Origin of the sequence: Rhizobium sp. JAB6 (assembly GCF_003024605.1) — a bacterium.
In the GTDB taxonomy this organism is placed as follows: Bacteria; Pseudomonadota; Alphaproteobacteria; order Rhizobiales; family Rhizobiaceae; genus Rhizobium.
In genome coordinates this window covers 223,149-243,047 of record NZ_PYJQ01000001.1, presented here as the reverse complement: position 1 = coordinate 243,047, position 19,899 = coordinate 223,149, and the positions used below count along the sequence as shown (strand labels likewise).

Genomic DNA, 19,899 nt, shown 5'->3' with positions numbered 1-19,899 from the left:
CATGGCTCCCAGTATCGCTCACGACATCGCCGTGGAAATCAGCCCCAAGCCGGGCGACACGATCGGCAGCCTCTCCACGCCGCGCCCCATCATCGACGAAGACCGGCTGGCTGCGAACATTGCCCGCGTGCAGTCCTACATGGATGCGCACGGACTGAACTTCCGCCCGCATATCAAGACGCACAAGATCCCCGCGCTGGCACGCGCCCAGGTCGCCGCGGGGGCCAAGGGCATCAACTGCCAGAAGATTACCGAGGCGGAAGTCTTCGCCAAGGCGGGCTTCGAGGATATCCTGATCACTTTCAATATTCTCGGGGCTGAAAAACTTGCGCGGCTTTCGGCTTTGAACGACCGTATTGCCGGCCTCAAGGTCGTGGCCGACAGCGCAGTAACGGTCGACCGACTTTCCGACTGGTTCACCGCCCGCAAACCGCTGACCGTGCTGGTGGAGTGCGACACCGGCGGCGCGCGCTGCGGCGTTCAATCGCCCGAGCAGGCGGCCGCTCTCGGCAAGCATATCGCCGGCAAGCCCGGCCTCGTCTTCGGCGGCTTGATGAGCTATCCAAAGCCGAGCGATGCCGCCGCGACACAGGCTTTCCTCAGTGAAGCCGTAGCCCTGCTGAAGAATGATGGCATCAAGTGCCCGATCGTCAGCAATGGCGGCACGCCGAGCCTTTTCGAGGCGCATCTCGTCACCGCCGCCACCGAGCATCGTGCCGGGACCTATATCTATAATGACCGCTCGATGGTGCGTGCGGGCCATTGCCGGGAAGAGGATTGCGCCATGCACATCCTCGCCACCGTCGTCTCCAGGCCGACCGAAGACCGCGCCGTCATCGATGCCGGCTCGAAGGCTTTGACGTCCGACCTTCTCGGTTTTGCCGATTACGGTCAGGTGGTCGGATATCCCGATGCCATCATCAAGGGGCTTTCGGAAGAGCATGGCGTGATCGACCTGTCGAACTGCGCCGGCCCTCGCCCTGAGATCGGCGACAAGATCCGCATCATCCCGAACCACACCTGCGTCGTTTCCAATCTCTTCGACCAGATGGTATTCCATCGCGATGGCGTTGTAACCCGCGTCGAAGACGTGGCGGCTCGCGGTCTGGTCTGGTAGGGCGATCCCTCATCCGCCCTCGTGGTTCGAGACGGCCCTTTGGGCTTCCTCACCAAGAGAGCTGATTCTCTGCGCCGTAGCCAAAGAACGGTAAGCCGTATCGACGACCAGGTTTGTTCCATCCTCACCATGAGCTTGTCGAAGGGTGAGGATGGTCAGCAACCCACCTCGTCAGGAGGCGGCCCGGTTCAGCAGGTCCATGTCGATTTCCGCCAGTTCCACGCGCCGCTCGAATGCCTGGCCGTTCTCATCGAAGAGGTGGCAATCGCCGAGGCGGACGCCGGTCTTGAGCGGGGCGTCCATGCGGATGGCCGCACTGCCCTCCAGCGTCGCGCAGAAATTCTCGTCGATCCCATCAGCCGTGGCATAGGCGACCGTTTGGGCGCCAAGGCGCTCCACGACCGTCGGAACGATGGTCAGGGTCAGATCGCCGTCACCGAGCTGAACATGTTCCGGCCGGATGCCGAGCGTCAGCGGCTTGCCGATAAAGGCGGGGCGCGGCGTCACGGGCAGCAGGGCCTTTTGCCCCTTATAGTCCACCTCCATGCCCGCATCGCTGACGCCCGTGCAGGTCACAGGCAGAAAGTTCATTTTCGGATTGCCGATGAAGCGGGCGACGAAAGTATTTGCCGGCTTATGATAGAGCTCCAGGGGTGCGCCGACCTGCGATATCTCCCCGGCGTTCAAGACGACGATCCGGTCGGCCATGGTCATGGCCTCGACCTGGTCATGCGTCACATAGATCATGGTTGCCTGTAGCTGGCGGTGCAGCTTCGCGAGTTCGATACGCATATCCGCACGCAGCGCCGCATCGAGGTTGGACAGCGGCTCATCGAAAAGGAAGATCTTCGGCTCGCGCACGATGGCGCGGCCGATGGCAACACGCTGGCGCTGGCCGCCGGATAGCTGGCCCGGCTTTTCCTGCAGGCGTTTATCGAGGTGCAGGATGCGCGCAGCATGCTCCACCTTGGCCTTGAGCTTGTCCTCCGCCATCTTCTCCACCCGCAGCGGGAAGGCGATGTTCTCGAACACCGACATGTGCGGATAGAGAGCATAGGACTGGAAGACCATGGCGATGCCGCGCTTGACGGGCGGCAGATCGTTGACGCGGGCGCCGTCGATTTCGATGTCGCCGCTGGTCACATCGTCGAGTCCGGCGATCATGCGCAGCAAGGTCGACTTGCCGCAGCCGGATGGACCGACGAAGACGATGAATTCACCGTCATTGACGTCGAGCTCCACGCCCTTGATGACCTCGAAATGACCGTAAGATTTTTTGACCTGACTAAGGTGCAGCTTTCCCAAACTCTGTCTCCGCGCGGCGCCGCCATCAGGCGGGCAGGGCTCCAAAGGCCGCGCGCGATGCGCACGCGGCCCGGTGACTTGCAGACTTACTTATACTGCTCGAGATCGGCAGCTGCCTTCTTCAAGGCGTCTGCCGGCTGGGCCTTGCCCGTTACGACCGACTGAACCATCTCGATCATCACGTTCTGGAAGCCCTTGTAGTCCTTGAACAGCGGTTCGGGACCACCGTAAGCGATGCCGTCGATGAACGGCTTCCAAGAAGGATCCTTCTTGACGAACTCGTCAACCATCGGAGACGGGCGCAGCGGCGTGAGGCCGGCGCCGCCCTGGAGTTCGTATTCGCCCTGCGGGCCGGGAGACGTGATGAACTTGGCGAGGTCGATCGCCTTTTCCTCGACACCGCTGCCCTTGAAGACGGCAAGGCTGTCGGTGATGAGCAGCGTGCCTTGGCCCTTGGCCGAAGGTCCGAGCGGCAGCGGTGCGACACCCCAGTTGATCTTCGTTTCCTTCAGACGAGCAGCGGCACCCGAACCGGCCTGGAGCATGCCGACCTTGCCGTCGAGGAAGATGGCGCGCATTTCGTTCTGCTCGTAAGCCGTCGGTCCTTCGACCGAGTAAGGCGTGATGTCCTTGTAGGCCTGAAGGGCAGCCAGCACTTCCGGGCTGTCGAGAACGATCTTGTCGCCGTCGATGACCTTGCCGTTGTTGGTGTAAACCCAATGCAGGAACTGGTGCATGGTGTTGTCGAAGGTCTTGGCCGAGAGACCGTAGCCGGGGATGCCGGTCTTTTCCTTGATCGCCTTGGCGTCGGCAATTTCCTCGGCCCAGGTGGTCGGCGCCTTCTCAGGATCAAGTCCGGCCTTCTTGAAGAGGTCCTTGTTCCAGTAGAGCGCCTTGGTCGAGAAGGCGATCGGCGTACCCCACTGCTGTCCATCGAAGGTTACGGTATTAACGATGCCCGGATAATAGGCCTTCTTCTCCTCTTCCGTCATGGGGATCGGAACGATCAGATCGTTGTCGGCGAACTGCTTCAGCGTGCGCGAGCCGACATAGGCCATGGCGACCGGCGTACCGGCGGCAGCAAGGGTCGTTGCCTTGTCCTGGCACTGCTCCCAGCCGACGACTTCGGGCTTGACGGACCAGCCCGGATTCTTGTCTTCCCACTGCTTGATATATTTCACATGGATCGGATCGATGCTGTCCCCGCAATAGATCCAGCTGATTTCCTTGTCGGCGGCCTGGGCGTTCACAGCGCCAAGCACGGTGGAGCCGAGCAAAGCAAAGGCGAGAAGCCCTGTCTTGAAATGGAATGTCACGTTTAAGCTCCCGTTCTCTCTGGTGGTTGATTGATTTTATTGCTTCACCGCGCCGGCGGTCAGACCGCTGACGAGATACCGTTGCAGGAAGAAGATCACGACCAGAGCCGGCGCGATGCCGACGAAACTTGCGGCCATGAGTTCGTTCCAGACGACCTCCTGCCGGCCGAAATAGGCAAAAAGCCCAACCGGCAGCGGCATGTATTCCGTCTTCGAATTGAAGGTGAGCGCATAGATGAACTGCTGCGCGTATGCCTCGATAAAAGAGGAAATCGCCACCACGACGATGCCTGGCATGGCGATCGGCAGAATGACCCGGCGCAGCGTGTAGAACTGGCTGGCGCCATCGACATAGGCGGCCTCATCCAGCTCGCGCGGGATGCGCCGGATATAGGTGTGCAGCAGCCAGATCCCCGTTGGAATGATGAAGGCAACTCCCGGCACGATCATGGCGAAATAGGTGTTCAGCACGCCGAAGGAGCGCATGAGCCGGAACAGCGGGATGAGCAGCACGGCGCCGGAAAACATCTTGACGGCAAGAAAAGCGCCGAGCAGCAGGCCGGAGCCCCTAAACTCGAAACGCGCGAAGGCATAGGCGGCCGGCACGACGAGGACCAGCACGATGATGGTGATTGTGCCGGAAACCAGAAACGAGTTGAAGATATACCAGCCGAAACCCGGCACGCTCGTCCACATCGTGCGATAGGCCGCAAAAGAACCGTTCTCGGGGATGAAGCGGTAGGGCGACGAAAAGAGCTGACTAAGCGGCTTCAGCGAAACCAGGAACCCTTCGATGAAGGGTGCCAGCACGAAGGTCAGAAACAGCAGGATGCCGGCGTAGATGCCGATAAGCTCATACCATTTGTAGCGATGGATCATCGAAGGGTGGCTCATCGCTGCTTGGCTCCCGTGGAAAAGCGGCTGGTCAGGCGGAAATAGGCGAGGCAGAAGAGCGACAGGAAGATGCAGATTAGCACCGCGCGGGCGGCACCCTCGCCATATTTGTAGGAGCCGATCGCCGTTCGGTAGGTATCGATGATCATCGTCGTCGTTTCGCCGTTCGGACCACCGCGGGTCAAAATCCAGATGATGTCGAAGGAATTGAACGTCGAGATCAAGGAGAGCATCGACATGGTGACCAGAGACGGCACCAGCAGCGGCAGGGTGATGCGGCGGAAGCGATAGAAACGGCCGGCGCCATCGGTCCAGGCCGCCTCGTAGAGATCGTGCGGAATCGCCTGCATGGCCGCCAGCATATAAAGAGTGACCATCGGCACGCCGATCCAGACGTCGGTAACGATCGTCGCCCAGAAGGCCGAACTTCCATAGGCGAGGAATGCAACCGGACTGTCGACGATGCCGAAGCGTTGCAAGAGGCCGGAAATCATGCCGAACTGGCCATTGTACATCCAGCCCCACATGAAGATGCCGATCGCCATCGGCACGATCCAGGGCGGCATGGTCAGCACGCGGAAGAGCGCGCGGCCGGGAACGGCCGAATTCAAGAGCGCCGCTCCCAACGTGCCTATGATCATCTTGATCGACACGGAGAAGAAGGTCCAGATGAAGGTGCGGACGATGACGCCTGCGAAAGTGTCGTTGAAGATCTTCGCGTAGTTCTCGAAACCGATCCAATTCGTCACCTTCTTCAACGACGCATCCGTGAAGGACAGGATGATCGTGTCGACCAGCGGATAGGCGACGATGACGGTGACGTAGAGGAGAGCCGGAAAAAGCAGGAGCCAGGCGAAGATGACCGTGCTGCGTTGAACACCCATCCCGCGCCCCTCCCTAGGCGGCTCTTGAATGAAGCGCTTCGTCGAACTCGTCCCAGATCGGTCGGAGATCGACGACGGCCCTCTTCATGCGCGCCTCATCCATCGAGAGCGCCAGAATGCCGGCTTCCAGCGCATTCTGGGTCGAGACCGGCAGGTGCAGGCCGGTTTTGACATGCGCGATGATATCGGCCGCCATCTGCTCGTCGGCGCCATAATGCTGCGAAAGCGTGGTGGCCGCGTACGTCTTTTCGATCACCTTGTTGCCGGTCAGCATCTCGTGGACATTCAGGTAGCCGCGGATGAAATCGCCCTCGGCCATGCCGCGCGAACCCATGATGGCAAAGCGGCGGAACTGGTCCGGCACGTTCAGATTGGTGTGGAAGTTCATGCCCACACCATTGGCATATTCGACGATCGCCACCTGGTAATCGATGATGTCGCCATCGCTGTCGAAGACCTTGTCCGATCCCATCCAGCCGCTCGGCTTGCGATGAAAGAGCTCGAGATCGTTGATGCCTTCCCTTGCCGGATCGTTTTCCGGAATGAAGCTCTTGCGGCCGCCGAAGCTTGCCACCCGCTCCGGCCGCGCACCGACCACACCATTGTAGAGATCGAGATCGTGGCAGCATTTCTCCAGCATGAAGCTGCCGGAATAATGTTCGTAGCGGCGCCAGTCACGCATGAAAAAGGCGCCATGATAGGGTTCGATATGCTCGGCCGCCTCGATGGAAACGACATGGCCAAGTTTCCCCTCGGCCTGGGCGACCAGGAGATCGCGGTACATCGGCGAATAGCGCAGCACGAGACCGACATTCAGGCGCTCATGGCCGAATTGCGCCATCAGGCGGGCGAGCTCGATACTGTCCTTGATCGTCGTGACGATTGGCTTTTCGCAGAAGATCTTGAGGCCGGCTTCGAGGCCGATGCGAATGTGATCGAGATGCATGTGGTTCGGAGAGCCGATCATCAGGAGATCGATCTTCTCGTTGGCAATCAGTTCCTCAGGCGCCGCATAGGCCTTGCCCGCCGATATGCCTCGTTCGGCCAAACCGGGCAGGCCCGCCGGTGCAGGATCGACATAGCCGGCAATCTCGAAGCTTTCGTCGATCGCCTTGAAGACATAGCCCAGATAGCCCAGGCGGAATCCCAGCCCAATGATTCCAACGCGCATGCTTTTGAGTTCCCATTACGTAATTTATTTTCGTAACCTTGGGGCAAATTTTCGCATTCGTCAACGACGTTCGCGCATTCAACCAAAAACATGAAATTTATTTTCAGAGTGCCGCAAAACTTGCGCGACGTTGACCCGCGAACCGCGCTCGCTTGGATTGCGCCGAAGATGAAGGCTGCCGCTTCCATCGGCAGAGTGCCTGCGACTTATCGATCCGGACCGTTATACTGCCAATATTGGTAGTTCGGCTTTCTGGTGCTGCTGGAAATGACGCCATTCTGATCGCAAACGTAACCCAGGCGCGGCAGACCGCGATAGAATGGTCCTTCATGAAAATAATCTGAGTACAGGGTGGCGGTGCGACATTGAAATTTCTCGTCATCAGCCATTTTCGGCGCAGTTACTCCCGGAAGGTCCTTGTAGGGATAGACGGGAGCGACATATGGCTTGGGCAGGAGCGGATTGTCGGCAAGGGCGGCGGTCGACATCAGCGCCGCAGGGGACAGAGCAGCAATGACGATTTTCGAACTGATCCACATGAACTGCTACGCTCCTTTACACATGCGAGCGCAACGATCATACGCCGCATGCCATAGATATAATGGGGCCACGGTCATGCGCCAACCGGTTCCCGATCAAAATCGCGCGTAAACGACGGTTTGCTTCCAACCGCGGCCAACCCTTCACGCTACGTTACACCAAAAAAAATGCTTTTATCCGCAAATACAACACAGGCGCGCAGCGGCGGTTTGCGACAAGTCATAAGCATGTTATATAGTATGAAAATTATCCACTTGGTTGCCGTCGCCGCGAATTCTGTTTGAAGGAGTAACAGTCATTCTCGAACAGATTCATCGCATCCCTCCCGTTGTTGACCCCGACAACGCTGACGGTATTGCTCAGCAGGTCTCCATCTATGTCATCAACCTCGATCGCTCGCGTGATCGCTGGGAGCGTCTGTGCAAGCAGGCTGTCGAATTCGATCTGCATATTACCCGCATTCCCGCCGTCGACGGCCGTTTCGTCGCTGACGCGGACCGGGTCGATTTCCACCCTCCTTCATTCATGTATCATAACGGCCGTAAACTTCTGGCGGGAGAATACGGTTGCTATCGCAGCCATCTCATTGCGCTTGAGCAATTTGTCGCCAGCGGCGACAGGATGGCGATCATCATGGAAGATGACGTCGAGCTCAACGACAGGCTGATACCGCGCGCGATCGCGGCAATGGACGGCGCCAAGGGTGCCCGCCTCGTCAAGCTCGTCAACCATCGTCTCGTCGGCTTCAAACCGATCCACGAAACCAGCGAAAATGACGTCGTTGGCCGCTGCATGCATGGGCCGCAGGGGTCAGCTGCCTGTTACATCGTCAACCGCAAGGCGGCCAAAAAGCTGCTGACGACGCTGAAGCCCATGCTTCTTCCCTATGATGTCGCCCTGGAACGCGGCTGGTCGACCGGCGTCGAGACATTCACGACCCTGGAAAATCTGGTCGATTTCAGCCCACACCGCGCCGATACCACGATCGGCAAGCGCGCGCATTACCGCGCCGTAAAGCGCCATCCCCTCTTGCGGCTGACGGCGCATTGGTTCCGCACCCGCGATCAGGTTCGCCGCTGGTACTACGCCATCGCGATGAAGCGATAGCTGCGGCAAAGGCTGCGACGCCAAGTACGAAAAGCATTGAGAGCGCCCGCATGGCGGGATAGGCGTTTATAGCTGCGCGACATTATCGAGATTCGGCTGGTCGACCGTCAGTTCGGCCTCGCGCTCGCGATAAACCAGATCGACCACTTCGCTGCTCGGCGTATAGCCGGAAACGAGCTTTTGCAGCAGGGTTCTGGCCAGGGGAATGTCGTTTTCATCCAGCGCCGCTTCAAGCGCGGCAAGCCGCTTCGACAGCTCCGGCCACGGCAGGAAGTCCTCCTTGGCCTGCATGATGCGCGGATGACTGGTCGGCTGCGGATTATCGCCGATCAACAGCTCTTCATAGAGCTTCTCGCCCGGCCGCAGCCCGGTGATTTCAAGCTCGATATCGCCATCAGGCTCGTTTTGGTCCCGCACCGTCAGACCGGACAGTTCCACCATGCGACGCGCGAGATCGGCAATGCGCACCGGTTCGCCCATGTCGAGCAGGAACACGTCGCCACCGCCCGACATCGCGCCCGCCTGGATCACAAGCTGCGACGCCTCGGGAATGGTCATGAAATAACGGGTAATATCCGGATGCGTCAGCGTGATCGGCCCGCCATCGCGGATCTGCTGGCGAAAGAGGGGCACGACCGAACCGGAAGAGCCGAGCACGTTGCCGAAGCGCACCATCGCGAAATTCGTGCTGCCGGCACCGGGCTTGCGGTCTGCGTCCATCGCCTGCAGCACCATTTCCGCCAGCCGCTTGCTGGCCCCCATGATGTTGGTCGGGCGCACGGCCTTGTCGGTGCTGATGAGGACGAAATTTTCGACGCCATGATCGCGCGCGGCCTCGGCCGCTATCTGCGTTCCCTGCACATTGTTGCGGATTCCTTCAGCGGGATTGTATTCGACGAGCGGCACGTGCTTGTAGGCGGCGGCGTGATAGACGGTCTTCGGCCGCCAGGCCTGCATGATCTGCCTGATCCGCTGACCATCCCGGACGGAAGCCAGGAAGGGAATTATCCGCATGTCCGCATAGCCGGCGGAGGCGGCCATCTTCTCCAGTTCGCCATGAATGGCATAAAGGGCGAACTCGCTCTGTTCGACCAGCAGCAGGGCGGAGGGGCCGTTCTTCAGGATCTGGCGGCAGAGTTCGCTGCCGATCGAGCCGCCGGCGCCCGTGACCATGACGACCTTGCCGCGAATATTCTTCTCGATCAGGCCGCGATCGGGAGCGATCACGTTGCGGCCGAGCAGATCTTCGATGTCCAGCTCGCGCAGATCCGAAACTGCGACGCGGCCCTGCGCAAGTGCCGTCAGATCGGGCATGGTCCGCACCGTGACGCGGGCCTTGCGCATATCTTCGAGGATTTCGTTGCGCCGCTGCCGTGTGGCGTTGGGCAGGGCCAGCAGCACGCCCTTGATCTCGCCCGAGACGACGAGCGCCGGCAGATCGGCAGGATCGTAGATCGGAAGTCCGCCCATGATGCTGCCATGCAGATTGCGATCGTCGTCGAGATAGCCGACGACGTTCAGCTCCGCGCTATTGGCAAGGGCGCCCGCAAGCTGCCGCCCGGAAGCGCCGGCGCCATAGATCAACACCTTGGCAAGCTGATTGCGATTGAGAAGGCGCTGATAGGCATTGCCGAGCCAATAGCGCGTCCACATGCGCGACAGGCCGATCGCGATCAACAGCAGCAAGGGCTGCAAAATGCCGACGGTGCGCGGCACGCCCGGCACGCTGATCGCGGTAAAGATCGTCATGAAGGCAAGCGCATAGATCGCCACCGCCTTTACGACCGTCACGAAAGCCGAAAGGCCAGCATAGCGGAAGATGGCGCGATAGAGACCAAGGACGATGAAGATCGGAATGGCGAGCAGAAGGGAGACGATGGCCGGCAGCCACTCGACACCCTCGAGAATGACCCAGTCGTCGAGGCGAAGACAATAGGCGAACCAAACCGTCAGTACGCACAGGCTGGCATCGACCAACAGCGCAAGCGCGCGCTTGGTGGAGCGCGGCAAAGCCAGAAACGGCAGGACGAGTTTATCCGCGGGCACCATCCGTCAGCCTTTCCTGGCGCCAGTCATCGGAGCAGCACACCGTTTTTCTCGCATAGATTGTCTCACAAAATACCACACAACGCCTAATGACCGGATCGCGCTTCCATTAGCAAGATCCGATCATAGCCAGCGCCGCTTTACATTTAGAACAGTCGGCGTGCAATTGCATCCTGAATGCTGAAAAAGCCCGCGGCACGAAAAGATGGAATGGCGGTCACTTGCCGAAATAGCTGCGGATAACGGGGTGCCGGAACAGACCGAGGAGCACGGCAAACGCCATGCCGAGACCAGCACCCAAGATCGCGCCGGCGATAAGACCGGCCACCATCATCACCTTTCGGCTCGGCCCGTCGGCTTTCAGCGGCGCTTCCGCCTCGGAGATCACGCGGATATTGCTCTGCGACAGATCATGCGCATCGCTTGCCTGGCCGGACCGCTTCAGCAGCGATTCGTAGAGATCGCGCGCCGCAGCCGCCTTGCGTTGCAGCTCGTTCAGGCCGACGAGCTTGCCCGACGTATTGACCTGCGAGGCCTTCTGCACGGCAAGTTCCTTGGCGACATCCTGCTCAGCCTTCTGTGCCTGCTCGTAGTCTGCACGGGCCGACGTCATCTGCCGCTGCAGCTCCGCGTGGATTTCCGCGGCGAGACTTTCCAGCGACGACTTCGCGGCAAGCAGGCGCGGATGGCGAGCGCCGAGCTGGCTCTGCAGGCTGCCGACATTGGCCGCCATCGTCGCATATTGCTGCCGCAGACTGCTCAATGCGGTCGACGTCACCCCCGACGAAGGATTGTTGGAGACGACATCCTCGAAGCTGAGTTTTCCGGCCGCATCGGCTCGGGCCTTCGCCTCGATCGTCTTCTGCTGGCTGGTGACAAGCAGATCGTTCAGCGCGGTCAGACGCTTGTCGGAGATCAGATTGCCCTGAACGGCCACCATATCGTTGTCGGCGCGATAGGTCTCGACCGCCTTTTCGGCTGAAAGCACCTGCTGGCGCAGATCCTCGAGGCGACTATCCAGTGCCGTGTTGCTGCTCTTATAGCTGTTCGAGGCCGCCTTGCTCTCCTCCTCGATAAAGGAGGTCACCAGCTGATTGGCGATGGCCGCCGATTTTTGCGGATCACCCGTCGTCACTTTCGCATTCACGACATAGGTGCTGGATTCTCTGGCGATCTGAATGGCTTTCGCCAGGGCGGCTGCGGCCGTATATTTTGCCGCCTCGCCGGTGGCGCCGCCGTTGAATTTCGGGTCCTGATCGAGCTTCAATGCATCAACCACGCGGCCGAGCACCTTGCCCGAAGACAGGATCTGCGTCTGGCTGTCGATCATCGTCGTGATCAATTCAGGCGGCGTCGGAGCCTGCTGGGCGGAATCAGCGCCTCCGACCGGGCGGGGGTCGAAATAGAGGCTGGTCTCAGCGGTAAATTTCTGCGGGATCCTCGGAATGACAGCGCCGCCGACAGCAGCGCCGGCACCCGCGAGTACGAGAATAAGAAGCTTCCTTGCCAAGATTGAACGAATAGCGGAGCGGAGATCGAGCAATGGCGCGGCCGCAGCCGAAACCGGCGCTGGCGGGGCATTGATCGGAGGGGCTACGGCAGGTTCGGCAGCCCGCGGCGCAATGATCGCAACCGGCTCTTCAGCCGTATGCAAAGCGGACGGCTCTTGACGATCGGTCTTGGCCTCGAGCTTTTCGGGCGAGGCAGGATGCGCATCTGCCGCTTGATCCGGCGGCACAACCTGCTCGGCTGCGACAATGAAATCCCGGGGGCGCAAGACAGGACTGCGCAGGCGCACGCCATCGCGCCGCGCATCGGACGGCTCGGTGTCGCGCCAACCCGCAGGTCGGTCCGATCGCTGGCTTCGTTCCATTGAACTCATTGCAGACTTTCAGTGCTTCGCAGGCGAATTCCACGCAGCAGACGCCTGAAGTTTAGAAAGGTTTGGCTAACGGAACATTAAGGACGCTTCCAGGAAATCGTGCCGCCGGCACCAAAGCAACCCATCTTTCATCATTGCTCAACACCATATTTCCTATGAAAAGCCATAGCCGCGTGGAAGACAGGGCAATGCAATGACCGCATCGATGACGAAATCTCTGCGACGCCTGCTGGTGGCGGCCGCTCTGCTTGCTTTCACGACCGACGTTGGAGGCGCGTTTGCCGCCTCGCAATTGTGCTATCGCGGCGTCAATCTCTCCGGCGCGGAATATGGCGAACGCGGCGGGGTCATCAATGTCAACTATACCTATCCGTCCGAACAGACCGTGCGCTATTTTGCCGAAAAGGGCATGAATACGATCCGCCTGCCCTTCCGCTGGGAACGGCTTCAGCCGGTGCTCGGGGCGCCGTTTGACGGGGACGAACTGAAGCGCCTGAAGGACGTCGTCGATCTCATCCAGAAACACGGAATGTCCGTCGTTCTCGATCCCCATAATTATGCTTATTACGACAAGACCCAGCTCAAGCAGCCTCCGGCGACGGACCTGGCATTCGGCGATTTCTGGGCACGGCTCGCGATCGAATTCTCCAACCGCAAGGGCGTGGCCTTCGGCCTGATGAATGAGCCGCACGACCTCAAGGCGCCCGATTGGCTTGAACTTGCCAATACTGCGATCCGCAGCATCCGCACCGTCGGCGCACGCAATCTCATCCTCGTTCCAGGCACGAACTGGACGGGCGCGCATAGCTGGTCGGCCGATGTGCTTGGCGGCGGCGCAAACGGCACGGTCATGCTCGGCGTTCAGGACACGCTCGATTTCTACGCCTTCGAATTCCACCAATATCTGGACTCCGACAGTTCCGGCACGCACCCGGTCTGCGATGGCACCGAAAATGCGGTCAAGGGCATGAACGACGTCACCGACTGGCTGCGCAAGAACGGGAAACGCGGATTTCTGGGCGAGTTCGGCGTCGCCGCCAATGATGATTGCCTCGATGGCCTCAGGCGGGTGATCCGGACCATGGAGACCAATAGCGACGTCTGGCTCGGCTGGACCTACTGGGCTGCCGGCGACTGGTGGTCGCCGGAGGAGCCGCTCAACATCCAGCCGCATAATGGCCGCGACAAGCCGCAGATGAAGGTTCTTGCCGAAAGCCTGAGCCGAAAGGCGTCGCTAGCCGCCTCATGCGCGCTGGTCAAGACGGCGAAATGACCGGTGACGGGCAGCCGGCGGCCCTTTGTCGCGAATCATCGGCCTGATATGCTGCCGCCGCCAGTGAAGACGCCACCACCCCGGATATCTGATGCAACGTTCAGGCGAAAAGCAGCCGATCAATTTCGTCATTCTTACGATTTCGCTGCTGGCGGTCTGCTATAATTGCATCCTGGCCTTCATCAATCACAATATCACGCCGCTGACGCCGAGCGCGGTCGTCTTGTCCGAAGTGGTGCTGCAGGTCGCCGCCTTCACCTATCTGCTGACGAAAGGCATCTATGAGGAGGACATAGCGCCGCTCGTCTATCTGCTGCTGACGATCGTGTTGACGGTTTTCGTCATGGCCATCAACAAGCAGGCCTATATCGATCATCTTCGCAATGTGATGATCATCTTCGCCTTTTCGATCATGGGGCGGCTGGCCAACGAGCGCACCGTCAAGCTCGCATTCAAGATTTCATGCTTCATCGTGCTTGCCGTGCTCATCTGTGAAATCGTCTCGGTCAAGGAATATGTCGCGCTTTTCCATCCGGCCGAATATTTCCAGAATACGCGCGGCGTGCCGCCGGCGACCTACAGCGATCTCGGCCTGTTCCGCGGCGCGCTCGGTTTCGAGGGCCGGTTTTCCTTCGGCCTGATCGACCACCGGTCGTCCTCCATCTTCCTGGAGCAGGTCTCGCTCGCCAATTTCTGCGGCGTCATGGTGCTGTATCTGATCAGCTTTTCCAATCGCCTGGGATTGCTGGAACGGCTGCTATTCTTCTCGACGGTCGTGCTGATCCTGTTGACGAACGACACGCGCACAATGCTGATCTTCAGCCTCATCTGCGTAGCCGGCTATTTCATCTATCCATGGCTCCCAAAGACGCTCGACCTGCTGACGATGCCCGGGATCATCGTTGCCGGTTTCGTCATCCACGCGCTCGAGCCGAACGTGACCGGCGACAATTTCGTCGGGCGCATCAATGGCACGGTGAAGGCCTTCCTCGGCATGGACCTGCAGAGCACGATCGGCCTGCAGCTCGATCAGGTCGGCATCTTTTTCGACAGCGGATATGTCTACATCATCTATGGCGCCACCATCTTCGGCCTGATTCTGTTCTGGCTCTACGCCTCGCTCTACCCGGGCGGCGAAACGGTCAATCAGCGGCGCCTCGGCCATGCGCTTTCCCTTTTCCTCTTCCTCAATCTGATGATCGGCTCGACGGCGATCTTCTCCATGAAGACGGCCGGGCTCGTCTGGCTTCTTGTAGGATTCCTCAAATTCAACGAGGGTAGCCTGGCAAAACGGCCGCAAGAGCTTTCGCTGGCAACCACCGGCTAAGGCGGGGATGCGCCGTTCGAAGACGCAACGGGAACGGCTTTTTGCCCGTCATCCTGCCTAAATATCCGTCGAAACATGGCTGGGGGGAGGTATTTCCCAGTCCTCCGATTTCATCTAAGCAGACGGACATCCTCGGGATAGAAGAGAAGAGACATGACGAGCTATGTATTGACAGTGGCGTGCAAATCGACACGTGGGATCGTTGCGGCGATCTCGAACTATCTGGCCGAGCAGGGCTGCAACATCGTCGATTCCAGCCAGTTCGACGACCTCGATACCGGCATGTTCTTCATGCGCGTCTCCTTCATCTCGGAAGAAGGCGTCGGCGAGGCGGCCCTCGTGGAAGGCTTCAAGCCGATCGCGGAAAAGTTTGCCATGGTTTCTGAGATCCATGACGCCAAGAAGCGCATGAAGGTGCTGCTCATGGTCTCGCGCTTCGGCCATTGCCTCAACGACCTGCTCTACCGCTGGAAGATCGGGGCGCTGCCGATCGACATCGTCGGCGTCGTCTCCAACCATTTCGATTACCAGAAGGTCGTCGTCAATCACGACATTCCCTTCCACCACATCAAGGTGACGAAGGACAACAAGCCGCAGGCCGAGGCCCAGTTGCTCGATATCGTCGAGCAGACCGGCACCGAACTCGTGGTGCTGGCGCGTTACATGCAGGTGCTGTCGGATGCGCTCTGCCGGAAGATGTCGGGCCGCATCATCAACATCCACCATTCCTTCCTGCCGTCCTTCAAGGGGGCAAACCCCTACAAGCAGGCCTATGAGCGCGGCGTGAAGCTGATCGGGGCGACGGCGCATTATGTCACGGCCGATCTCGACGAGGGACCGATCATCGAGCAGGACACGGCACGCATCACGCATGCGCAGTCGGCCGAGGATTATGTCTCGATCGGCCGCGACGTGGAGAGCCAGGTGCTGGCGCGCGCCATCCATGCGCATATCCATTTCCGCACCTTCCTCAACGGCAACCGCACCGTCGTCTTCCCGGCAAGCCCCGGCTCCTATGCCTCAGAGCGCATGGGGTGAGGCGCCGAGCCTCGATTTAGGCCACCTTCTTTCCTTTTCGCTCCGAAGTGCGATTTGATATCACCGCTGTCGAATCGCCCCGGAGATCAAGGAGAGGACATGTCATTCTACCGCAATGGAACGCTGCTGCTCGCGGCGTTCCTGCTATCTGCGCCGGCATCCCATGCCGAAACGGCGGAACAGGACCCTTCCAAGATCGATCTCGCCAAGCTGATCGAATGCACGACCTATGACGTGCCGAGCTATAATAATTTCGCCCTGTGGCTGACCGGACCGGAAAGCACGAAGGCCATGAAGCAGTTGGGGGCTAGTGAACTGCCGTCGGACAATCCGTTTTTGCGGGAATTCCAGCTTTCGACGCCTGTGACCGTCTTCGGACGGCGAACGAACAGGATCGTCTTTACCTCCACCGGACCGCTTGCGGTATTCGACGAGGCAAATCCTTTTCCGCTGGCCAAACAGCTAGACGTAACGGCCTCGATCGACCAGCCAAACAAATTTCTCGGCGAGAAGGTCATCCTGTCACACAAGGATCAGCAGGCAAATTCGGACACCGTGCTGGAAACGCGCATCTTACTCAGCGTCTCCACGGTCGATACCCATCCCGGCAAGACACTTGCCGGTTGCAGCTATTCCATCGAGGTCGAATAGGCCGTTACGGCTGGCCGGCCCGCATTCCGTGGCCTATCTTCCTCCCCATCGCTCGACAGCCCTATCTGCTTTGGGTAATTTTCTTTAATATGGAATGGTTTAGTGTCGATGCAAATGAACCGTCCGGGGGATGCCATGGCCGACGCCACGCTCGTGAACCGTATGCAACTGCCGAGACCGGACGTGACGCCGGAAGAGGCAGCCGAAATCCTGCAGACGCATTACGGCCTGAGCGGGACGCTGACCGAGCTCGGCAGCCAGCAGGACCGCAACTATCGCATCGATGCCGGCGACAACGCCTATGTGCTGAAGATCTGCCGGCCCGAATATGAACTGGTCGAGCTGGAAGCGCAGAATGCCGCCATCCGTCACCTGCACGCCAAACCGGATGCGCCGCGCGTGCCTGAAGTCGTGCCCTCTCTCAATGGCCGCGACATTCTCGCCGTTACCCTTCGCGAACAGGATTATCTCGTTCGCCTGCTCGGCTTTCTCCCGGGCCGGACGCTGACGCGGCGCAAGCATCTGCCGCCTGCCGCAGCCGCCGGCCTGGGCGCGCTTTCGGCACGGCTTGCCCGAGACCTTGCCGATTTCGACCATCCTGGCCTTCATCGAAACCTGCAATGGGACCTGCGGCGCGCCGGGCCGGTCGCCGTACAGCTTCTGTCGGCGATCACGGACCACGAGGCACGCGATCGCATCGCCAAGGCCATGGTGGCTGCCGTCAAGCGCATCCAGCCGCTTGCAAGCCAATTGCGCGTGCAGCCCGTGCATCACGATGTCACGGACGACAACGTCGTCAGCCATCCGGATGCGCATGGACAACCCGTCCCCGATGGCGTCATCGATTTCGGCGATATCATTCAGGGCTGGCTGGTGGGCGATCTCGCCGTCACCTGCGCATCATTGCTGCACCACGCGGACGGCAACCCCTTCTACATCCTTCCTGCCATCAAGGCCTATCATGCGGTCTATCCGCTGACGGAAGCGGAGGCCAAGGCGCTTTGGCCCCTGATCGTCGCACGCGCCGTCATCCTTGCCGCCAGCGGCGAGCAACAGCTCGCCATCGATCCGGACAACGACTATGTGCGCGGCAATCTCGATTTCGAACGCGAGATTTTCGATGTCGCAACCGGCGCACAGCCGGATGTGATGGAAGCGGCGATCCTCAAGACGATCGGCTTCGATGTCGCGCCGATCGCGACCGATGGCTGGGGGCCGCTGCTGCCCGACATCGATCCCTCGCAGATTGCCGCGATCGATCTTTCCGTCACTGGCCCTGATTTTGCCGACGGCAACTGGCGGAAGCCGGACATGGACTGGCGGCTGCTTGCCCAGACGGCAATCGCCTCCGGGGCTGCCGCGACGCGCTATGGTGAATTCCGCCTCTCGCTTGCCGCGCCGCTTAACCTGGCGCCGCCGCAGAATTTCGCTCTGCATTGCGATATCTGCCTGCCGGCCGGCGCGACGGTTGCGGCTCCCTTCCCGGGCCTTCTGCAACGGCAGGGCCAGCATTTCGTGCTGGTCGGTGAAGAAATCAGCCTGCATCTCGACGGTATCGAGAGTTCTCTCGAGGACGGCGCGGCCATCGGGCAAGGCGCAGCGATCGGAACCATCGGCAGCGAGGGTTCGGCAATGGGGGGATTGCGCATCCAGCTTTGCCGCGTGCCCGGCCTCGTGCCGCCGCTCTTTGCCACGGCGGATCAGGCGGAGGGCTGGTCGGCCATCTCCCCCTCGCCTGTTGTTCTCCTCAATCCGGCATGCGAAGCGCCGCGGCCGGATCCATCCACGCTGCTGTCACTGCGCAATGCCCGCTTCGCGAAGCCGCAGAAGCATTATTATGATGCCCCGCCGCAGATCGAGCGCGGCTGGCGTGAATTCCTGTTCGACACGCAGGGACGCTGCTATCTCGACATGGTCAACAACGTGACGACGCTCGGCCACGCCCATCCGCGTCTGACGGCGGCGATTGCTAAGCAATGGTCGCGGCTCAATACCAACTCCCGCTTCCATTACGCGGCCGTCGCCGAGTTTTCCGAGCGGCTCGCAGCGCTCGCGCCGGATGGACTCGACCGCGTCTTCCTCGTCAACAGCGGCTCGGAAGCCAATGATCTGGCAATCCGTCTCGCCTGGGCGCACACGGGCAAGAGGAACATGCTCTGCCTGCTGGAAGCCTATCACGGCTGGACCGTTGCGAGCGATGCTGTCTCCACCTCGATTGCCGACAATCCGCGGGCGCTGACGACGCGACCGGATTGGGTGCATCCCGTCCTCTCTCCCAATACTTATCGCGGACCGTTCCGCGGTCCGGATTCGGGGATCGATTATCTCAACGACGTTACGGCCCAATTGCAGGACATCGATGAGAAGGGAGAGGGGCTTGCCGGCTTCATTGCCGAACCGGTTTACGGCAATGCCGGGGGCATCGCGCTGCCGCATGGTTATCTTGCAGGTGTCTATGATGCGGTGCGCCAGCGCGGCGGCCTTTGTATAGCCGACGAAGTGCAGGTGGGCTACGGTCGGCTGGGTGAACATTTCTGGGGCTTCGAAACCCAGGGCGTCATGCCCGATATCATCACCATCGCCAAGGGCATGGGCAACGGCCATCCGCTCGGCGCCGTCATTACTCGACGCGAGATCGCCGAATCGCTGGAAAAGGAAGGCTATTTCTTCTCCTCCGCCGGCGGCAGCCCGGTCAGCTGCATTACCGGCCTCACCGTTCTCGACATCCTCAAGGATGAGAACCTGCAGGAAAACGCTCGCGTCGTCGGCGAGAGGCTGAAGGTGGGGCTGATTGCTCTCATGGATCGCTTCCCGCTGATCGGCGCCGTGCACGGCATCGGGCTTTATCTCGGGGTCGAATTCGTGCGCGACCGCGAAAGCCTGGCGCCTGCCACCGAAGAGACGGCTGCCATCTGCGAGCGCCTGCTCGAGCTCGGAGTCGTCATGCAGCCGACCGGCGATCACTTGAATGTGTTGAAGATAAAGCCGCCGCTATGCCTCGCCCCCGAGAGCGCCGATTTTTTCGTGAAAGCGCTGGAAAAGGTGCTGGAGGATGGATTTTGACGATCCGGCTGCGCCGTTAACCATTAAGGTGTTTTAGCGGCGCGTGAATTTTAATGCGCCGGGGCATTGTCGAATCTCGCGGCAGTTCCTATTTGTGTTCCGGTGATCGGCGAGCCTTGCCGGCACGGGTGGCGATGCGAAGGCAATTGAGATAACCTTCCCTGCGACCCGCAAGGTTCGGAATTTTATTTTCCCGATCGTCGATATTTTGACATCTTTCAGAATATGTTTCTGAAGATGAAGTCGCTATTATCTACTAATATAGTGGATAACGGTGCAGTAACC

15 protein-coding genes are annotated in these 19,899 nt (G+C 60.1%); 7 read left to right on the top strand and 8 right to left on the bottom strand.

Annotated elements, in window-relative coordinates:
• Position 1 precedes the first annotated feature (1 nt).
• Positions 2 to 1,117, top strand: a complete 1,116-nt coding sequence (locus C7U61_RS01190) for a D-TA family PLP-dependent enzyme (protein ID WP_245410721.1) — start codon at positions 2 to 4, stop codon at positions 1,115 to 1,117.
• 171 nt (positions 1,118 to 1,288) lie between these two features.
• Here the strand turns inward: C7U61_RS01190 and ugpC are convergent, their stop codons facing one another.
• The 6 genes from ugpC to C7U61_RS01160 all read right to left on the bottom strand — a co-directional run bounded on the left by ugpC (position 1,289) and on the right by C7U61_RS01160 (position 7,226).
• Positions 1,289 to 2,422, bottom strand: a complete 1,134-nt coding sequence (ugpC, locus tag C7U61_RS01185) for a sn-glycerol-3-phosphate ABC transporter ATP-binding protein UgpC (protein ID WP_106996321.1) — start codon at positions 2,420 to 2,422, stop codon at positions 1,289 to 1,291.
• 86 nt (positions 2,423 to 2,508) lie between these two features.
• Entirely contained in the window at positions 2,509 to 3,738 is a 1,230-nt protein-coding gene (locus tag C7U61_RS01180) for an extracellular solute-binding protein (RefSeq protein ID WP_106996320.1), read from the bottom strand.
• 36 nt (positions 3,739 to 3,774) lie between these two features.
• A complete protein-coding gene (locus C7U61_RS01175) occupies positions 3,775 to 4,632 on the bottom strand; it encodes a carbohydrate ABC transporter permease (protein ID WP_106996319.1) in 858 nt (285 codons plus the stop codon).
• A complete protein-coding gene (locus C7U61_RS01170; RefSeq protein WP_106996318.1) occupies positions 4,629 to 5,516 on the bottom strand; it encodes a sugar ABC transporter permease in 888 nt (295 codons plus the stop codon). Before C7U61_RS01170 ends, C7U61_RS01175 begins: the two co-directional genes overlap by 4 nt.
• Positions 5,517 to 5,529: 13 nt before the next feature.
• A complete protein-coding gene (locus tag C7U61_RS01165; protein ID WP_106996317.1) occupies positions 5,530 to 6,687 on the bottom strand; it encodes a Gfo/Idh/MocA family oxidoreductase in 1,158 nt (385 codons plus the stop codon).
• Between the two features lie 206 nt (positions 6,688 to 6,893).
• Complete coding sequence (locus tag C7U61_RS01160) at positions 6,894 to 7,226, bottom strand: hypothetical protein (protein ID WP_106996316.1); 333 nt, start codon at positions 7,224 to 7,226, stop codon at positions 6,894 to 6,896.
• 259 nt (positions 7,227 to 7,485) lie between these two features.
• Between C7U61_RS01160 and C7U61_RS01155 the strand changes: the two genes are divergently transcribed.
• Positions 7,486 to 8,334 (top strand): glycosyltransferase family 25 protein, encoded by an 849-nt coding sequence (locus C7U61_RS01155; protein WP_245410720.1) that lies wholly within the window; start codon positions 7,486 to 7,488, stop codon positions 8,332 to 8,334.
• Between the two features lie 66 nt (positions 8,335 to 8,400).
• Here the strand turns inward: C7U61_RS01155 and C7U61_RS01150 are convergent, their stop codons facing one another.
• Together C7U61_RS01150 and C7U61_RS01145 are read right to left on the bottom strand one after the other, a co-directional pair.
• Positions 8,401 to 10,383, bottom strand: a complete 1,983-nt coding sequence (locus C7U61_RS01150; RefSeq protein ID WP_106996315.1) for a nucleoside-diphosphate sugar epimerase/dehydratase — start codon at positions 10,381 to 10,383, stop codon at positions 8,401 to 8,403.
• Positions 10,384 to 10,597: 214 nt separating this feature from the next.
• The gene (locus tag C7U61_RS01145) at positions 10,598 to 12,262 is read right to left on the bottom strand and encodes a GumC family protein (protein WP_106996314.1); all 1,665 of its coding nucleotides are present in this window, start codon (positions 12,260 to 12,262) and stop codon (positions 10,598 to 10,600) included.
• A 193-nt stretch (positions 12,263 to 12,455) separates the two neighbouring features.
• On the opposite strand from C7U61_RS01145, the gene C7U61_RS01140 reads away from it, so the two are divergent.
• The 5 genes from C7U61_RS01140 to C7U61_RS01120 all read left to right on the top strand — a co-directional run bounded on the left by C7U61_RS01140 (position 12,456) and on the right by C7U61_RS01120 (position 19,614).
• Entirely contained in the window at positions 12,456 to 13,535 is a 1,080-nt protein-coding gene (locus C7U61_RS01140) for a glycoside hydrolase family 5 protein (RefSeq protein ID WP_106996313.1), read from the top strand.
• Between the two features lie 91 nt (positions 13,536 to 13,626).
• On the top strand, positions 13,627 to 14,862 hold the full coding sequence (locus C7U61_RS01135) for a hypothetical protein (protein WP_106996312.1): 1,236 nt from the start codon (positions 13,627 to 13,629) through the stop codon (positions 14,860 to 14,862).
• Between the two features lie 153 nt (positions 14,863 to 15,015).
• Positions 15,016 to 15,900, top strand: coding sequence for a formyltetrahydrofolate deformylase (gene purU, locus C7U61_RS01130; protein WP_106996311.1), 885 nt, complete (start codon positions 15,016 to 15,018; stop codon positions 15,898 to 15,900).
• 99 nt (positions 15,901 to 15,999) lie between these two features.
• Positions 16,000 to 16,551 (top strand): hypothetical protein, encoded by a 552-nt coding sequence (locus C7U61_RS01125; RefSeq protein WP_106996310.1) that lies wholly within the window; start codon positions 16,000 to 16,002, stop codon positions 16,549 to 16,551.
• A gap of 135 nt (positions 16,552 to 16,686) precedes the next feature.
• A complete protein-coding gene (locus tag C7U61_RS01120; RefSeq protein ID WP_106996891.1) occupies positions 16,687 to 19,614 on the top strand; it encodes an aminotransferase in 2,928 nt (975 codons plus the stop codon).
• Positions 19,615 to 19,899 lie beyond the last annotated feature (285 nt).

What these genes read in the sequence shown, in the direction of transcription:
- C7U61_RS01190 (WP_245410721.1), top strand. Translation starts at nt 2, where the DNA reads ATGGCTCCCAGTATCGCTCACGACATCGCCGTGGAAATCAGCCCCAAG.
- C7U61_RS01175 (WP_106996319.1), bottom strand. Translation starts at nt 4,632, where the DNA reads ATGAGCCACCCTTCGATGATCCATCGCTACAAATGGTATGAGCTTATC.
- C7U61_RS01170 (WP_106996318.1), bottom strand. Translation starts at nt 5,516, where the DNA reads ATGGGTGTTCAACGCAGCACGGTCATCTTCGCCTGGCTCCTGCTTTTT.
- C7U61_RS01165 (WP_106996317.1), bottom strand. Translation starts at nt 6,687, where the DNA reads ATGCGCGTTGGAATCATTGGGCTGGGATTCCGCCTGGGCTATCTGGGC.
- C7U61_RS01160 (WP_106996316.1), bottom strand. Translation starts at nt 7,226, where the DNA reads ATGTGGATCAGTTCGAAAATCGTCATTGCTGCTCTGTCCCCTGCGGCG.
- C7U61_RS01150 (WP_106996315.1), bottom strand. Translation starts at nt 10,383, where the DNA reads ATGGTGCCCGCGGATAAACTCGTCCTGCCGTTTCTGGCTTTGCCGCGC.
- C7U61_RS01145 (WP_106996314.1), bottom strand. Translation starts at nt 12,262, where the DNA reads ATGAGTTCAATGGAACGAAGCCAGCGATCGGACCGACCTGCGGGTTGG.
- C7U61_RS01140 (WP_106996313.1), top strand. Translation starts at nt 12,456, where the DNA reads ATGACCGCATCGATGACGAAATCTCTGCGACGCCTGCTGGTGGCGGCC.
- C7U61_RS01135 (WP_106996312.1), top strand. Translation starts at nt 13,627, where the DNA reads ATGCAACGTTCAGGCGAAAAGCAGCCGATCAATTTCGTCATTCTTACG.
- purU (WP_106996311.1), top strand. Translation starts at nt 15,016, where the DNA reads ATGACGAGCTATGTATTGACAGTGGCGTGCAAATCGACACGTGGGATC.
- C7U61_RS01125 (WP_106996310.1), top strand. Translation starts at nt 16,000, where the DNA reads ATGTCATTCTACCGCAATGGAACGCTGCTGCTCGCGGCGTTCCTGCTA.
- C7U61_RS01120 (WP_106996891.1), top strand. Translation starts at nt 16,687, where the DNA reads ATGGCCGACGCCACGCTCGTGAACCGTATGCAACTGCCGAGACCGGAC.